The sequence below is a fragment of the Mycoplasma sp. 1578d genome, assembly GCF_024582695.1.
Taxonomy (GTDB): domain Bacteria; phylum Bacillota_I; class Bacilli_A; order Mycoplasmatales; family Metamycoplasmataceae; genus Mycoplasmopsis.
Genome location: NZ_CP102081.1, coordinates 144,420 through 158,697 on the forward strand (window position 1 = coordinate 144,420; position 14,278 = coordinate 158,697).

The 14,278-nt window shown below is 31.5% G+C and carries 22 protein-coding genes and 1 pseudogene; 22 read left to right on the forward strand and 1 reads right to left on the reverse strand.

Features of this window, described 5'->3' with window-relative positions:
• Positions 1–187 precede the first annotated feature (187 nt).
• The 3 genes from ptsP (at position 188) to NPA11_RS00745 (ending at position 3,249) form a co-directional block, all read left to right on the forward strand.
• Positions 188–1,891 (forward strand): phosphoenolpyruvate--protein phosphotransferase, encoded by a 1,704-nt coding sequence (gene ptsP / locus NPA11_RS00735; RefSeq protein ID WP_257043725.1) that lies wholly within the window; start codon positions 188–190, stop codon positions 1,889–1,891.
• A gap of 33 nt (positions 1,892–1,924) precedes the next feature.
• Entirely contained in the window at positions 1,925–2,821 is an 897-nt protein-coding gene (whiA, locus tag NPA11_RS00740) for a DNA-binding protein WhiA (protein ID WP_257043727.1), read from the forward strand.
• Positions 2,822–2,904: 83 nt separating this feature from the next.
• Positions 2,905–3,249: a hypothetical protein gene (locus NPA11_RS00745; protein WP_257043728.1), complete on the forward strand. Its 345-nt coding sequence runs from the start codon at positions 2,905–2,907 to the stop codon at positions 3,247–3,249.
• 105 nt (positions 3,250–3,354) lie between these two features.
• Here NPA11_RS00745 and rpmB read toward each other — a convergent pair whose 3' ends face one another.
• Positions 3,355–3,546, reverse strand: a complete 192-nt coding sequence (gene rpmB / locus NPA11_RS00750; protein ID WP_257043729.1) for a 50S ribosomal protein L28 — start codon at positions 3,544–3,546, stop codon at positions 3,355–3,357.
• A 226-nt stretch (positions 3,547–3,772) separates the two neighbouring features.
• Between rpmB and NPA11_RS00755 the strand changes: the two genes are divergently transcribed.
• From NPA11_RS00755 to rpsH, 19 genes and pseudogenes are all read left to right on the forward strand, one after another.
• Entirely contained in the window at positions 3,773–5,425 is a 1,653-nt protein-coding gene (locus NPA11_RS00755; RefSeq protein ID WP_257043730.1) for a ribonuclease J, read from the forward strand.
• A gap of 11 nt (positions 5,426–5,436) precedes the next feature.
• The gene (locus tag NPA11_RS00760) at positions 5,437–6,504 is read left to right on the forward strand and encodes a hypothetical protein (protein ID WP_257043731.1); all 1,068 of its coding nucleotides are present in this window, start codon (positions 5,437–5,439) and stop codon (positions 6,502–6,504) included.
• Positions 6,505–6,513: 9 nt separating this feature from the next.
• Positions 6,514–6,861, forward strand: coding sequence for a thioredoxin family protein (locus tag NPA11_RS00765; protein ID WP_257043733.1), 348 nt, complete (start codon positions 6,514–6,516; stop codon positions 6,859–6,861).
• 223 nt (positions 6,862–7,084) lie between these two features.
• Positions 7,085–7,393 (forward strand): 30S ribosomal protein S10, encoded by a 309-nt coding sequence (gene rpsJ, locus NPA11_RS00770; RefSeq protein WP_257043735.1) that lies wholly within the window; start codon positions 7,085–7,087, stop codon positions 7,391–7,393.
• 19 nt (positions 7,394–7,412) lie between these two features.
• Positions 7,413–8,036 (forward strand): annotated as a pseudogene (rplC, locus tag NPA11_RS00775) (50S ribosomal protein L3); the annotation flags it as partial.
• A 175-nt stretch (positions 8,037–8,211) separates the two neighbouring features.
• A complete protein-coding gene (gene rplD / locus NPA11_RS00780) occupies positions 8,212–8,877 on the forward strand; it encodes a 50S ribosomal protein L4 (RefSeq protein WP_257043737.1) in 666 nt (221 codons plus the stop codon).
• Positions 8,877–9,341, forward strand: coding sequence for a 50S ribosomal protein L23 (gene rplW, locus NPA11_RS00785; RefSeq protein WP_257043738.1), 465 nt, complete (start codon positions 8,877–8,879; stop codon positions 9,339–9,341). Before rplD ends, rplW begins: the two co-directional genes overlap by 1 nt.
• A gap of 102 nt (positions 9,342–9,443) precedes the next feature.
• Entirely contained in the window at positions 9,444–10,289 is an 846-nt protein-coding gene (rplB, locus tag NPA11_RS00790) for a 50S ribosomal protein L2 (protein ID WP_257043739.1), read from the forward strand.
• Positions 10,289–10,567 carry a 30S ribosomal protein S19 gene (rpsS, locus tag NPA11_RS00795; protein ID WP_257043741.1) on the forward strand — a complete coding sequence of 93 codons (279 nt, stop codon included), beginning with the start codon at positions 10,289–10,291 and terminating at the stop codon, positions 10,565–10,567. Before rplB ends, rpsS begins: the two co-directional genes overlap by 1 nt.
• Positions 10,567–10,905, forward strand: coding sequence for a 50S ribosomal protein L22 (gene rplV, locus NPA11_RS00800; protein WP_257043742.1), 339 nt, complete (start codon positions 10,567–10,569; stop codon positions 10,903–10,905). Before rpsS ends, rplV begins: the two co-directional genes overlap by 1 nt.
• A complete protein-coding gene (rpsC, locus tag NPA11_RS00805) occupies positions 10,905–11,555 on the forward strand; it encodes a 30S ribosomal protein S3 (RefSeq protein WP_257043743.1) in 651 nt (216 codons plus the stop codon). Before rplV ends, rpsC begins: the two co-directional genes overlap by 1 nt.
• Position 11,556: 1 nt before the next feature.
• Positions 11,557–11,982 (forward strand): 50S ribosomal protein L16, encoded by a 426-nt coding sequence (rplP, locus tag NPA11_RS00810; protein ID WP_257043744.1) that lies wholly within the window; start codon positions 11,557–11,559, stop codon positions 11,980–11,982.
• Positions 11,982–12,173: a 50S ribosomal protein L29 gene (gene rpmC, locus NPA11_RS00815; RefSeq protein WP_257043745.1), complete on the forward strand. Its 192-nt coding sequence runs from the start codon at positions 11,982–11,984 to the stop codon at positions 12,171–12,173. Before rplP ends, rpmC begins: the two co-directional genes overlap by 1 nt.
• Positions 12,173–12,442 (forward strand): 30S ribosomal protein S17, encoded by a 270-nt coding sequence (gene rpsQ / locus NPA11_RS00820; RefSeq protein WP_257043746.1) that lies wholly within the window; start codon positions 12,173–12,175, stop codon positions 12,440–12,442. Before rpmC ends, rpsQ begins: the two co-directional genes overlap by 1 nt.
• A complete protein-coding gene (rplN, locus tag NPA11_RS00825) occupies positions 12,442–12,804 on the forward strand; it encodes a 50S ribosomal protein L14 (RefSeq protein WP_257043748.1) in 363 nt (120 codons plus the stop codon). Before rpsQ ends, rplN begins: the two co-directional genes overlap by 1 nt.
• Positions 12,805–12,817: 13 nt before the next feature.
• Positions 12,818–13,147 (forward strand): 50S ribosomal protein L24, encoded by a 330-nt coding sequence (gene rplX / locus NPA11_RS00830; RefSeq protein ID WP_257043749.1) that lies wholly within the window; start codon positions 12,818–12,820, stop codon positions 13,145–13,147.
• 2 nt (positions 13,148–13,149) lie between these two features.
• The gene (gene rplE, locus NPA11_RS00835; protein WP_257043750.1) at positions 13,150–13,695 is read left to right on the forward strand and encodes a 50S ribosomal protein L5; all 546 of its coding nucleotides are present in this window, start codon (positions 13,150–13,152) and stop codon (positions 13,693–13,695) included.
• Complete coding sequence (locus tag NPA11_RS00840) at positions 13,695–13,880, forward strand: type Z 30S ribosomal protein S14 (protein ID WP_257043751.1); 186 nt, start codon at positions 13,695–13,697, stop codon at positions 13,878–13,880. Before rplE ends, NPA11_RS00840 begins: the two co-directional genes overlap by 1 nt.
• Positions 13,881–13,882: 2 nt before the next feature.
• Positions 13,883–14,278, forward strand: coding sequence for a 30S ribosomal protein S8 (gene rpsH, locus NPA11_RS00845; protein WP_257043752.1), 396 nt, complete (start codon positions 13,883–13,885; stop codon positions 14,276–14,278).

Here is a 14,278-nt window from a genome sequence, read left to right on the forward strand (position 1 = left end):
TCAAGAATTCACATTGTACACAACTTTAGTTGTTTCGTTGCTTAATAATATTAACATAAAAAATAAAAAGTTCAAATATTTTTCTTTTTTATGTAATAAAAAAATTAAAATTAAAGATATTTATATTAATCACATTTATAATATTAATAACATAATACTTTGAGATAAGTAATTAACAGGAGACAAAATGACAATAAAAGGTATTGGTGCTTCACAAGGTGTTGCTATAGCTAAAGTTTTTAAAATTGAAGAAATCAAGCTTAGTTATGAAAAATCAACAACAGATCCACAATTATCACTTAAAAAATATAATGATGCAAAAAATGCAGTAATTAAAAAAATTACAAAATCAAAAGAACTTGCTAAAGACCCTGAGCATGTAGGGATTTTTGAAGCTCACTTAAATTTTGTAACTGATGAATATGCTGTAAGTAGCATTAATGATCTGATTCAAAATCAAAAATATTCAGCTGAATATGCAATTGAAAGTTTTTATAAAGAATTTGCTAATATGCTCGCTGGTTTAGATGAATACATGAGAGAAAGAGTGGCTGATGTTTATGATGTTTCAAAAAAACTTATTCAGTCAATTTTAGGAATCCAAGAAAGTGATTTAACCCAAATTCACGAAGAAGTAATTATTGTTGCTGAAGATCTGTCACCTTCACAAACCGTTCAATTAGACAAAAAATTCGTTAAAGGATTTGTTACTAATATTGGTGGAACAACATCACATACAGCTATTATGGCACGAAGCTTAGGAATTCCTTCAGTAGTAGGAACTAATGTGATTATGGACAAGGCTTATAGTGGAGATATTTTAGCTTTAAATGGTAGTGATGGAATTGTTATAGTAAATCCAACCCAAGAAGAAATTGAACATTTTAAGCAAGAGGAAGAAAAATATAAACTTTATCTTGAACGTTTAACCAAATTAAAAGGACAACCTTCAGTTACAGTTGATGGGCACCACATTGAAATAGCTGCTAATATTGGTACCCCTAAAGATTTAGATTCAGTATTAAGTAATGATGCTGAAGGAGTGGGATTATTTAGATCAGAATTTTTATACATGGATAATGATAATTGACCTTCTGAAGAAGAACAATTCCAAGCTTATAAAACCGTTGTTGAAGGAATGAAAGGGAAAAGAGTTGTTATTCGTACTCTTGATATTGGTGGCGATAAAACTCTCAAATACTTTAAATTTCCAAGTGAATTAAACCCATTTTTAGGATATCGTGCCATTAGATTTTGCTTACAAAATCCTGAAATTTTCAAAACTCAGCTGAGAGCATTAATTCGAGCTAGCGAATTTGGTAATGTTGCGATTATGTTCCCAATGATTACTAATGTTAAAGAGTTTTTAGATGCAAAAGAAATGTACTTACAAGCATATGAAGAAGTGTATGCAAACAACAAAAACATTGCCCCAAAAGATAAAATTCAAGTCGGATTAATGATGGAAACTCCAGCAGCAGCTGTTTTATCAGATCAATTCTGTAAATATGCAGATTTTGTGTCAATTGGTACAAATGACTTAATTCAATATTCAATGGCCGCTGATCGTATGAACGAAAATATTTCATATTTATATCAACCATTAAGTCCTTCAATTTTAAGACTCATTAAAATGATTATCGACGGAGCACACAAGCACGGTAAATGAGCCGGAATGTGTGGAGAAATGGCCGGAGATCCAAAAGCACTTCCTCTTTTATTAGGTCTTGGACTTGATGAATTCTCAATGTCAGCTTCAAGTGTGCTTAAAAGTCGAGAACTTGCAAGAAACTTAAGCTACCAAGAAATGAAGCAATTAGCTAATAAAGCTCTTGAATTAGACACTGAAAGTAAAGTCATTGAATTATTAGAACAAACATTGAACAAATAGGCTTAAAGCCTATTTTGTTTTATAATTTAAATTATGAAAGATAGTTTCACTACTCAGATTAAAAAAGAGATTATTACAGGTAAAAAAAATAAGGATCTTGATCCTTTTTTGCTCGGTTTTTTGCTTGTATTTGCTCATTTAAATCAACCAAGTAAGGAAATTGAAGTTAAATTTACACATCAAGAATTTAAAAAAGAAATTATTAAAATGCTTTCAAAACTTAAAATTCCATACTTTCAAGCTCAAAATTCAACTAAAAAAATTATGGTTAATACAGACGATTCATTTTTTAATAAAAACCTTTATAGCATAGACTTACTTCGTTTTCAAGATTTATCTGAATTTTTTGCTGGAGTGTTCTTTGCTGGTGGAACTATTTCGAATATTGATTCTAAATCTTATTTTTTATATCTAAGTGCCCAAAACAAGCAGAATCTCATGAATATTTTACAAATTCTCAATTTGTATGAATTTAATTTTAAATATCAATTTAAAAACAAAAAGCACACCATTTATGTACGGAGCATTGATAAAATTATTGAATTTTTATCGGCAATTCAAGCCAAAAAAGCTTATTTTAAATATTTAGATTTAAAAATTAAGCGTGATATGCAAAATATGATTAATCGCATCAATAATCTAGATTTTGCTAACTTAAAAAAAGTCGCTACAAGTTCAATTAACTATGTTGAGTTGATTAATTATGTTTATCAACATAATTTAGAACACAAATTCAACGAAAACGAATTAGTGTTTCATCGCTTACGCTTAGAAAATCCAGGTTTATCTTTGCAATATATTGTCCAAATTTTAGAGAATGAACACAATATTTTTATCACCAAGGCCGGTTTAAATCATTGGAATCGTAAACTAAAAAAAATTGTTCAAGAGCACAAAGAATTAGTTAAAGAAAATTTAAAAAGTAAATAATAGTGTTAATTAAATTTGTTATAATTTTTAATATTTAGTATAATTAACTATGTACTGAAACAACCTCATGTTAGGAGCTGTTTATGAATGAAAAATTAGAAAAATACAATAATGCTTACGCTCATTATAGTAAGCAAAAAGTTAAAAACAAAATTATGGACAAATCTGTAAGATTTAGTCTTATTAGAAAACTCAAAAACTTAGGATTTGGATTAATTCTTGAAAATGAAGAAGTACAATACGAAACAAAAGAGTGAAGCAAATTAACCAAAATCTTGTTAATTATCTTCTGTTTACTTTCACTTATTGCTCTTTCTGTTTTTATTGCATATCTATCTGATTTCTTCATTTACAAAGACACTGAGTTTGACGGTCTATTATTAACAAAAGCACAAAGATTCCACGGAATTTTGTGAAGACACTTTTAAACTAATAATTTACAAAACAAAAAGCAGTTTTTATCTGCTTTTTGTTTTGTAATGTTAATAATTAAAAAATAAAATCAGCTGATCAGACTGATTTATAATAATGAATTATACTAAACCTTTGTTTTTAAGGGTTTTAATAGTTTTAGCTGAAACTCTAAGAGTTTGTTTGCGTCCACCAATGGTTACTTTGATTTTTTGCAAGTTCACGTTAAACTTACGTTTTGAAGCATTCATTGCGTGCGAACGGGTATTTCCTGACATAGGACCTTTACCAGTGAGGACATCTCTTCTTGCCATAATTTTCCTTTCTAATTAGCTAATTATATACGGTTTAAATAAGTAAGAAAATTATACTAAAAAACCAGAAATATCCAACAAATTCATTAAATGCACATATTTAGATAATTTTCAGTGTTATTTTGGCCAATTAATGAGCTATTATTGTCTTTTTGCTATAATTAAAAAATACAAATAATTTTGTTATTTTATCGTTCAATTTCATAATTTTTGCACAAGGAGAAAAATGCAACAAGTCAATATATTTGCCCTGGGCGGGCAAGATGAAAATGGAAAAAATTGCTATGTTTTTGAGCACAATAGCAACATTTTCATTGTTAACTCTGGGGTAAAAATCCCAATCAATTCTAGCAATGGAGTAGATGCTTTAATTCCGGATTTTAGTTATTTAGAAAAACATAAACAAAAAATTAAAGGTGTTTTTATTACTGATATTAAAAATGAAAGTTTTAGCGCATTGCCTTGATTAGTAATGAAAATTCCTGGCATTAAAATTTATACCAGTGCATTTAATAAAATCATTATTATTGATCGTTTGAAAAAATATAAAATCGATGACAAAAGCTATCAAATTCAGGTTATTAATAGTGACCTTAAGTTTGAGGATCTAACCATTAGACCAATAAAAGTTGCTGGAAGTATTCCTGAATCCCTAGGCTATAACTTTATTACTCCAACTGGTTCATATTTATTTATGTTTAATTTTATTGAAGGGAAATTGGGGTTATACGGAAATTTAAGCTTTAAAGAACTTGAGAAACAGCTTTCAAATCAAACCATAAATGCACTTATTTGCGATGCAGGACGAAGCAACGGAAAAGGAAGAGCCATTGAACGATTAGAACTTCCTAGTTTTATCAAGGAAGTGTTTCACAAAGCAGGGCCAGAAGAAAGAATTATTGTCGGAGCTTATGATGAAGATATGGTGCAACTTCAACAAATCCTTAATATGGCTTTAATTACTAAAAGACCTGTGTGTGCATATGGAAAAACTTATGGTCAATTTATTTATTTAATTAGTAAAATTTCAAAAGATTTTCCACTTCCTGAAATGTTTGATTATCGTCAAATTAATAAATATAAAAATTCTATTGTTTTAGTTACTGGTTCAATTGAACGTTTATTCCTAAGATTTGTGCGTATAACCGCCAAAAGAGATGTTTATTTAAAACTTAAAAGCACAGATAATGTTATTATGATGGCTCATCCTGTTAACGGACTTGAATCATTTGCAGCAGCCACATTAGATGAAATTGCCAAAATTACATCTAAAATTTATGACATTTCAGAAAGTCAATTTTATAAACATCATCCAAGTAAACAAGATATTGCTAATTTAGTTAGAGCACTCAAACCTAAATATTTATTACCTGCTCAAGGTTTATATCGTTATTTAGTTGATGTAGCTAATTTTATTTCTAGTGATGAAAATCTTTCTAAACACACTAAAACAATTGTGTTGTTAAATGGTAGAATTGCACATTTTACCGATGAAAAACTTTTTAGTCAAAATGGAAAAATTAGCGAAATTGGAGATACTATCATTGATGGTTTTGGGATTGGCGATATATCTTCAGAAGTAATCGCTGAACGTGAATCTCTTGGCCGTGAAGGGGTAATTATTGTTAATTTACTTTATTCACCCAAACAAAAACGAATTAATAGTCAATTATTTATTGATTATATTGGTGTGATTGATGATAAAGACAAACCCGAGATTAATGAATTAATTAAGAGTGTTTTAATTAATGTGATTGAAACGAAAGAATTTACTTCATTGAAAGATTTAAACGAAAAGATTCGTAAAGCTATTCGTAAGAAAATTTACAAAATCACCGAAAAAGATCCAATGGTGGTTTTGGGGATCAATAATATATAAAAAATAAAATTATGACAAAACACGAAATTAACAATTATTTAAATTTATCTAAAGTTGAAAAGGGTGTCAATAAAATAATTTTTATTACAACTTTTAAACGAAAAATCGCATTAATACTACTTCCATTAATTAGTGCTCTTTTTCTTATTTGCACAATTATCGCTTTAATTGTTAATAATACAATTTTTAAAATTATTTATAAGTATTCATTTAATATTGCTTTTGGGAATTTAGTTTTTATTATTCCTTTTTTAATTTTAATTTTATGAATTTTACTATTACTTGAACGTAAACACACCCAAGATACTTATGCTTGGTTTAATAAAACTCGGAAAATTTCGTATCAAACATTTAAAAAAATGATCTTTAAAATTTTATGATACCTTTTGATTGTTCTTGCTCTGGGTGATCATTTAATTTGATATTTTGTGAATGGCACTTATTCAGAATTTGAGTTCAAATATACTGCTCAAAGTGCTAAAATTTTATTTGAAAGTGGTTTTTGAAACAGTGTGGCTTTAAGCAACATTTCTCAATTTAATTTCAAGCATATTGGATTTATTTTTGAATGAATTTTTAATTTATTTTATTTAATTAGCTTTTCATCAATTATTACTTTTATTTCTTTATTTGTGTTAATTGGTCTTTTTTGATTTGATATTTATCATATTTCAATTATTAAAAGACCTATTAGAAAGCTACTGAAATTAACTCTTAAAGACTATATTCAAAAAGTTCAAACTGACACTGAAATTATTTGCGATACACCGAATTTTGAACGCTATGTCAATTTTTTATTCAAAGCATGTAAAGCATTCAAAATTCAATATTGAAATTTGTCCACCCGCGAGGTTGAAAAATTAATTTGTGATGAATTAGAAGAGCGCGAAATGGATAATCTTAATTTTGCTGACTCAATCACAGAAACTGAGCAAGAGGAATTTGTCCCTGAGTCAATCCAACCGATCCAAGAGCAAGAAACAAATCAAACTAATATTGCAAATCTACCACACTCAAAACTATTATTTAATACCCAAGAATTTGAATTTGATCCAGATGATGATCAAACAAATAAATAAGGAGAACAAATGAAACTATTACCTTGAAAACAAGCTGAAAAATTAATTAACGGCAACAAATCAAATAATCTTCTTTTTCTAGCCTTTACTGTTCAATGGTGCGGAGATTGTAAAATGATGAAACCAGTGATTAGTCGAATTGCTTCAAAATATGAATCATTTAAGCAAATTACTTTTGTTGAAGTGGATGCTGAAGAAGCTAATTTACTAAGAGACCCAAATACTAAATGAGAAGTTCTTAAAGTACCAACCTTTATTTTGCTTAAAGGAACCGAAATCGTTGAAAAAGGATATGAATATATTCCTGAAGAAATTTTAATCGACTGAATTGAAAAGAGAATCAATTCTACTTATTAATATAATTTAATCGGCTTTTTAGGGTAGCAATACCTATGATATGCCAAAATACGGGGCAATTTTAAAAAACCCTGTTTTTTTACTTATCTTTTTTATCTTTTGCCTTATAATTAAAAAGCAACTATAAACTATGAACTATAAGGTTGTTAATGAGCCATAAGTTGTCAAGGACTCATTAAGTTTTTATAGGGAGTTAAGTTCAAAAAAGAACAAAGGAGACAACATGAATAAATTAAACATCAAGGTAAAAGGATTTGATCATGCTCTTGTCGATAGTGCCGCTAAGAAAGTGTATCACACAGCTAAAGCGGCCAATCTTAAAGTCAGTGGTCCAATTCCTCTTCCTACTAAAAGAGATGAAATTACAATTCTTAGATCAGTTCACGTTAATAAAAAATCACGTGAACAGTTTGAAAGCAGAACTCACCAAAGACTAATTGTCGTTGATGAAGCTACCCAAGAATTTACTGATAAATTAAACAGACTTGAGCTTCCTTATGGTGTTGCAGTTCAAGTAAAAGTTTCAAAATAAATTAATTTAAGGAGAACATATGAAAGGAATCTTAGGCCGTAAAGTTGGAATGACTCAGATTTACACTGACCAAGGATATTCAATTCCAGTCACTGTAATCGAAGTTCAACCAAATGTTGTATCTAAAGTCTTGACCCAAGAAAAAGACGGTTACGTGGCTACTCAACTTGCTACAGTTGATAAAAAACCATCACGTGTTAATAAACCTGATACTGGTCAATTTAAAAAAGCTAATACAACACCTAAGCGCTACGTAAAAGAAGTTCGTAATATGTCAGGTTATGAACTTGGACAAACAGTATCAGCTGACATTTTCCAAGCTGGAGAACTTGTTGATGTAACAGGAACTTCAAAAGGAAAAGGATTTGCTGGAACTATTAAAAGACATAACCAACACATTGGTCCTAAATCACACGGGGGTGGAGGTGGAAGTCAGCCTGTTAGACAAACCGGATCACTTGGAGATATTTCAGGGAACCGTGTTTACAAAGGAATGACTATGCCTGGGCACCTTGGACACGTTAAAACCACTGTTCAAAACCTTGAAGTGGTGAAAGTGGACGTGGAAAATGGATTACTTTTAATTAAAGGATCAATTCCAGGACCAAAAAAATCACTTGTTGTTGTTAAACAAGCAGCTAAAGGATTACCAAACAAAGAAGCTATTAAACTTGTTGATATTAAAGAAGTTCTATTGATGAACGAATTAGTTGAAAAAGCAAAAAAATACCACATTGAAGTTACCGTTGGGATGCATTCAAATGAGCTTGCACAATTAATCGCTGATGCTGAAGCTAAAGAAGAAGGAGAAAAATAAGATGGCTCAAACAAAATCTAAAGCTAAAGTTTCTTCTACTCCAGTAGCAGTTGCCAGTGATACAAAAATGGAAAAAGTGCAATTTCAAGCAAAGCTTCCAGCAAGCTTATTTGCCAGCGAAAAAATTTATGAACAAGCTATTTTTGACACTATTCTTTCAGAAAGAGCTTCACGTAGACAAGGAACTCACCAAGTTAAAAACCGTGCTGAAGTTTCTGGTTCAGGGAAAAAACCTTGAAGACAAAAAGGAACCGGTCGAGCACGTCATAGCTCAATGCGTTCACCAATTTGAGTCGGTGGAGGAAGAGCGTTTGGTCCTCAATCAGAGAAAAATTACTCACTTAAAGTTAATAAAAAAGTGAGATACAATGCTTTTATTTCGGCACTTACTTTACTTGCACAAGATAAAGCAGTGCTTGTAGATGATTTAAAATTACAAACCATTTCAACTAAAGCATTAAACATTAAACTTAAAGAATTAAAATTAGCTCACTTAAAACATGTATTAGTTGTTACTGAAGATTACAATGTGTTTAAATCAGCGAACAACTTACCTAATGTTCAAACTTCAAAAGCTCATTCACTTAGTGTTGAAGCACTTGTTGGAGCCGATGTGATGATTATTTCACACGAAAGTTTATCAATTTTAGAAGGGAAGGCTAGATAATGGAATTAACAAAAGTTCTTCAAGCTCCTGTGTTAACTGAAAAAACATATCAACAAATGTCAAATGGAGTTTATACCTTTAAAGCTGATTATCACGCAAATAAATTTCAAATTGCTAATGCAGTTGAGAAAATTTTCAAAGTTAAAGTTGAAAAAGTTAACACTATTAAAGTTGATAAAAAACCCAAAAACGTAGGACGTTTCCACGGATTTACCAATAGATATAAAAAAGCTATGGTAACTCTAGCTCTTGGACAAGAAATTAACTTCTTCCCTAATGAAGATGTTAATCCAACCAAAGAAAAAGAGCAAAAAGATAAAGAAGAGAAAAAAACATTAGCTTCAGACGTAGAAAGACGTGTAGCAGCTAAACTTGCTTCGAAAAAACAAACAACAATGAAAAGTAAAGTAAAAACAACTAGCTCTAAACCAACAATGCACCGTAAAGTTGGTGGCGGAGAATAATTTTGCTTTCTTAAAAACCACATAAATAATGAGACAAAGCGGAAATATGCTTGCTTAAAAGAAAGATCCGCAACTATTTTTAAGCAAAGGAGAAAAGACATTATGGCTATTAAATATCATAAGCCAACTACTAATGGTAGAAGAAACATGTCTTCTCTTGATTTTAAACAAAATTTATCTGGTCACGCACCTGAAAAATCACTCCTTGTGATTTTAAAAAATAATGCAGGTCGTAATAACCAGGGTAAAATTACTGTTCGACATCACGGAGGACGTGTTAAAAGATTCTACAGAATTGTAGACTTTAAACGTAATAAAGATAATATTCCAGCTATGGTTAAAACAATTGAATATGATCCAAACAGATCAGCAAACATTTGTTTACTTGCATATGCAGATGGAGAAAAAAGATACATTATTGCACCTAAAGGAATTAAATTAGGGCAAAAAGTGATTTCAGGAGAAAATGTTGATATTGTTGTTGGTAATGCCTTACCATTAGCAAATATTCCTGATGGTACATTTGTACACAACATTGAAATGCAACCAGGTGGCGGAGCAATCATTGCTCGTTCAGCTGGAACTGCTGCCCAAATTCTTGGGAAAGATGACAATGGAAAATACGTTGTATTAAAACTTAAATCAGGTGAAACACGTCGTATTTTAGCTCGTTGTCGTGCAACAATTGGTACTGTTGGAAACGAAGAACATTTACTAGTTAATGTCGGAAAAGCCGGAATTAACAGACATAAAGGAATTAGACCTACCGTTCGTGGTTCAGTTATGAACCCTGTGGATCACCCACATGGGGGAGGGGAAGGGAAACAACCTGTTGGGCGTAAAGCTCCTCTTACCCCTTGAGGTAAAAAAGCTCTTGGAGTGAAAACTAGAAAAACTAAGAAATCTTCAAATAAACTGATTATAAGAAGAAGAAAGGATGCTAAATAATGGCACGTAGTCTGAAAAAAGGTCCATTCGCTGATGACCATTTACTCAAAAAAGTAGATGCCATTCTTGAAGGAAAAGCACCTAAAAAACCAATCAAAACATGATCGAGACGTTCAACTATCTTCCCAAGTTTTGTTGGTTTGACTTTTGCAGTACACAATGGAAAAGTATTTAATGAAGTATATGTAACCGATGATATGGTCGGGCACAAACTTGGAGAATTTTCACCAACCAGAACATTCTCAGGTCATGGTGCAGATAAAGGTAAGAAAAAATAATGCAACAAGCCAAAGCACACGTTAAACTACAAAGAGTTAGTGTTTCAAAAGCTAAACTTGTCGCTAACCTTTTCCGTGGGAAAGATGTGAAAATAGCACTTTCTTTATTACACAATACTTCAAAAAAATCTGCTCGTATTTTCATTAAATTACTTAACTCAGCGATTGCAAACGCTACCAATAACCATGGAATGGACGCATCAAAATTATTCGTTAAAGAAGTTTATGTTAATGAAGGTCAAACTTTAAAAAGATTTCAACCAAGAAGCCAAGGTCGAGCTTATCCAATTTTTAAACGTACATCAAACTTATCAATTGTTTTAGAGGAGAGAAACTAATGGGACAAAAGGTCAATCCAAATGGATTCCGTTTCGGAATTACCAAAGCACACAATTCAATCTGATTTGCTGAAAAAGCACAATTTGGAACCAAATTAGTTGAAGATGCTAAAATCTATAAGTTTTTTGATAAATATGTACGTGAATACCAAATTGGTAAAGTAAATGTTCAAAGAAACCAAAAAAATAGAGTTAATGTTGTTTTACATTCTGCTAAACCTGGAGTAATTTTAGGTTCAGAAGGAAAAAACATTCAAGAATTAACTCTTAAACTGAAAAAATATTTAAAAAACAAACACCTTGATGTTAATTTACAAGTTATTGAGCTTAAAAACCCAGATCTTAATGCTAGATTACTTGCTGAAATGATCGCTCAAAAGCTTGAAAACCGTGAAAGATTCCGTACCGCTCAAAAAATTGCTATTCGTAGTGCAATGCGTAATGGAGCTAAAGGAATTAAAACTGCCGTTTCAGGTCGTTTAAATGGTGTTGACATGGCTCGTACTGAAGGATATTCAGAAGGAGAAATGAAACTTCACACTCTTAGACAAAACGTTGATTATGCTACTGCTACAGCTCGTACCACTTATGGAGCAATTGGAGTTAAAGTTTGGGTTTCATTAGGTGAAATTTTGGAAGGAGATAAATAAAATGCTTCAACCAAAAAGAACCAAATATAGAAAACCATTTCTAGTAAAACACGATAAACGTAGAGCTACTAAAGGAAACACTGTTGCTTTTGGAGAATTTGGTCTTCAAGCTGTAACTAGTGCTTGAGTTGATGCTCGTCAAATTGAATCAGCCCGTATTGCCGCTACTAGACATATGGGTCGTGAAGGAAGCGTTATCATTCGGATCTTCCCACATTTCTCAAAAACCTCTAAACCAATTGGGGTTCGGATGGGATCAGGGAAAGGTGCACCTGAAAAATGATATACTGCTGTTAAAGTTGATACTGTTATGTTTGAAGTATCAGGAGTGTCAGAAGAAATTGCTCGTGAAGCTTTAAGACTTGCTGGACACAAATTACCTGTGAAATGAAAAATTATTACAAGAGAACATGAAGGGAATAACTAATGCTATATAAAGATTTATTAAACAAATCAGTTGCAGAACTCCGAACAATAGTGAGAGATCTTAAAGCTGAACTTTGAACATTAAGATTCCAAAACACCACCGGTTCTCTTGATCAAACCCATAAAATTAATCTTATTAAAAAAGATATTGCTAGAGCACTCACAGCCTTAAGTGAAAAAGGAGCTAAATAATGATTGAAAGAAATACAAGAAAAACATTAGTTGGTACAGTCGTTTCAGCTCACAAAACACCTAAAACTATTATTGTTGCTGTTGACACTTATAAAAAGCACCCACTTTATTCAAAACGTTTCAAATCAACTAAACGTTTTGCTGTCCATGATGAAAATCACCTTGCTAAATTAAACGATTCAGTTGTGATTATGGAAACACGTCCACTTTCAAAAACTAAACACTTTCGACTTGTTTCAATTAAACAGTCTAACGAAGGGAGCAAATAATGCTATTAGAACTATCTAGAGCAAATGTTGCTGATAATTCAGGAGCCAAAGAAGTCGGAATTTTCAGAATTCTTGGTTCAAATAAAAAAGTGGCCAAAATTGGTGATGTGGTGATGTGTTCAGTGAAAAAAGCCATTCCTAATGGTGGAGTTAAACAAAAACAAGTAGTTAAAGCAGTAGTCGTGCGCTCACGTTATGGGATTTCGAGAGAAAATGGATCATACATTCGGTTTGATGAAAATGCTGTAGTACTTTTAAAAGAAGATGGAACTCCAAGAGGAACACGTGTTTTTGGGCCAGTGGCTCGTGAAATTCGTGAAAAATATCCAAAAATTGTTTCTCTTGCACCTGAAGTTTTATAATTAAGGAATTTTTATGAAAGTTAAATTCAAGAAAAACGACGAAGTTATTGTAATTGCAGGGAAAGAAAAAGGGAAAACTGGAACCATTTTAAAAGTATTACACGACAAAAACGCAGTTATTGTTAAAGACCTTAACATTGTTACCAAACATAACAAACCTTCACAACAAAACCAAGATGGAACTATTACCACTAAAGAAGCTCCAATTCATGCTTCAAATGTAGCATATCTTGTTAAAAAAGAAACTAAAGACAAACCAGCTCAATATAGCAAACTTGGTTACAAATTTACCAAGGAAGGTAAAAAAGTTAGAGTAGTTAGAAAAACTAAGAAGGAAATTTAATTATGCTCAAGAATGTTTATTTAGAAAAAGCAGTTCCTGCACTTAAAGAAAAATTTAATTACTCTTCACCAATGCAAGTTCCACGAATTGAAAAAGTGGTACTTAATATGACAGCTGGAAAAGAAGTTTCAAACTCAAAAGCGATTGAAGAAGTTTTAAATGAACTTACTTTAATTGCTGGACAAAAACCATTTCAAACCAAAGCTAAAAAATCAAACGCTTCATGAAAACTTCGTGAAGGAATGCCTATGGGAGGAAAAGTTACCCTTCGTAGAGAGCGTATGTGAGAATTTTTAGACAAACTTATCAACGTTGCAATGCCACGTATTCGTGATTTCCGTGGTGCAAATCCTAAATCATTTGATGGTAGAGGTACCTTTGCTTTAGGAATTAAAGAAGAAATCATTTTCCCAGAAATTGAATTTGACAAAATCCGTCGGATCAAAGGACTTGATGTGATTATTGTCACCACCGCAAAAACTAATAAAGAAGCTAGAACATTACTTGAATTAATTGGTGTTCCATTTGAGAAAAAAGGAGATAAATAATGGCTAGAAAAGCACTTATTGAAAAAGCAAAACGCCACCCTAAATTCTCATCTCGTGCATATACACGTTGCGAATTATGTGGTCGTCCACATGCGGTTTTAAGAAAATACAAAGTATGTCGTATCTGCTTTAGAAACCTTGCACACGAAGGTAAAATCCCAGGTATGAAGAAAGCGAGCTGATAATTATGTTTATTACAGATCCAATTTCAGATTTAATCGTGCGTATTAAAAACGCTAACGCAAGAAAGCATAAAACCGTAGAAATTCCATTCTCAAATAAAAAAGAAGCAATTGTCAAATTAATTCAATCAGAAGGTTACATTCATTCTTATTCAGTTGAAGGTGAAGGAATTAACAAAAAAATAGTTCTTGCCCTTAAATATAAAGGTTCTCAATCAGCAATTATTGGAATTAAAAGAGTTTCAAAACCTGGACTTAAAGTTTATGTTAAATCTTCAGAAATTCCTACTGTTTTATCAGGATATGGAACAGTGATTATGTCTACTTCAAAAGGACTAATGACTGGAAAAGAAGCTAAGAAAGAAAATGTTGGTGGCGAAGTCGTTGCCTACATTTGATAG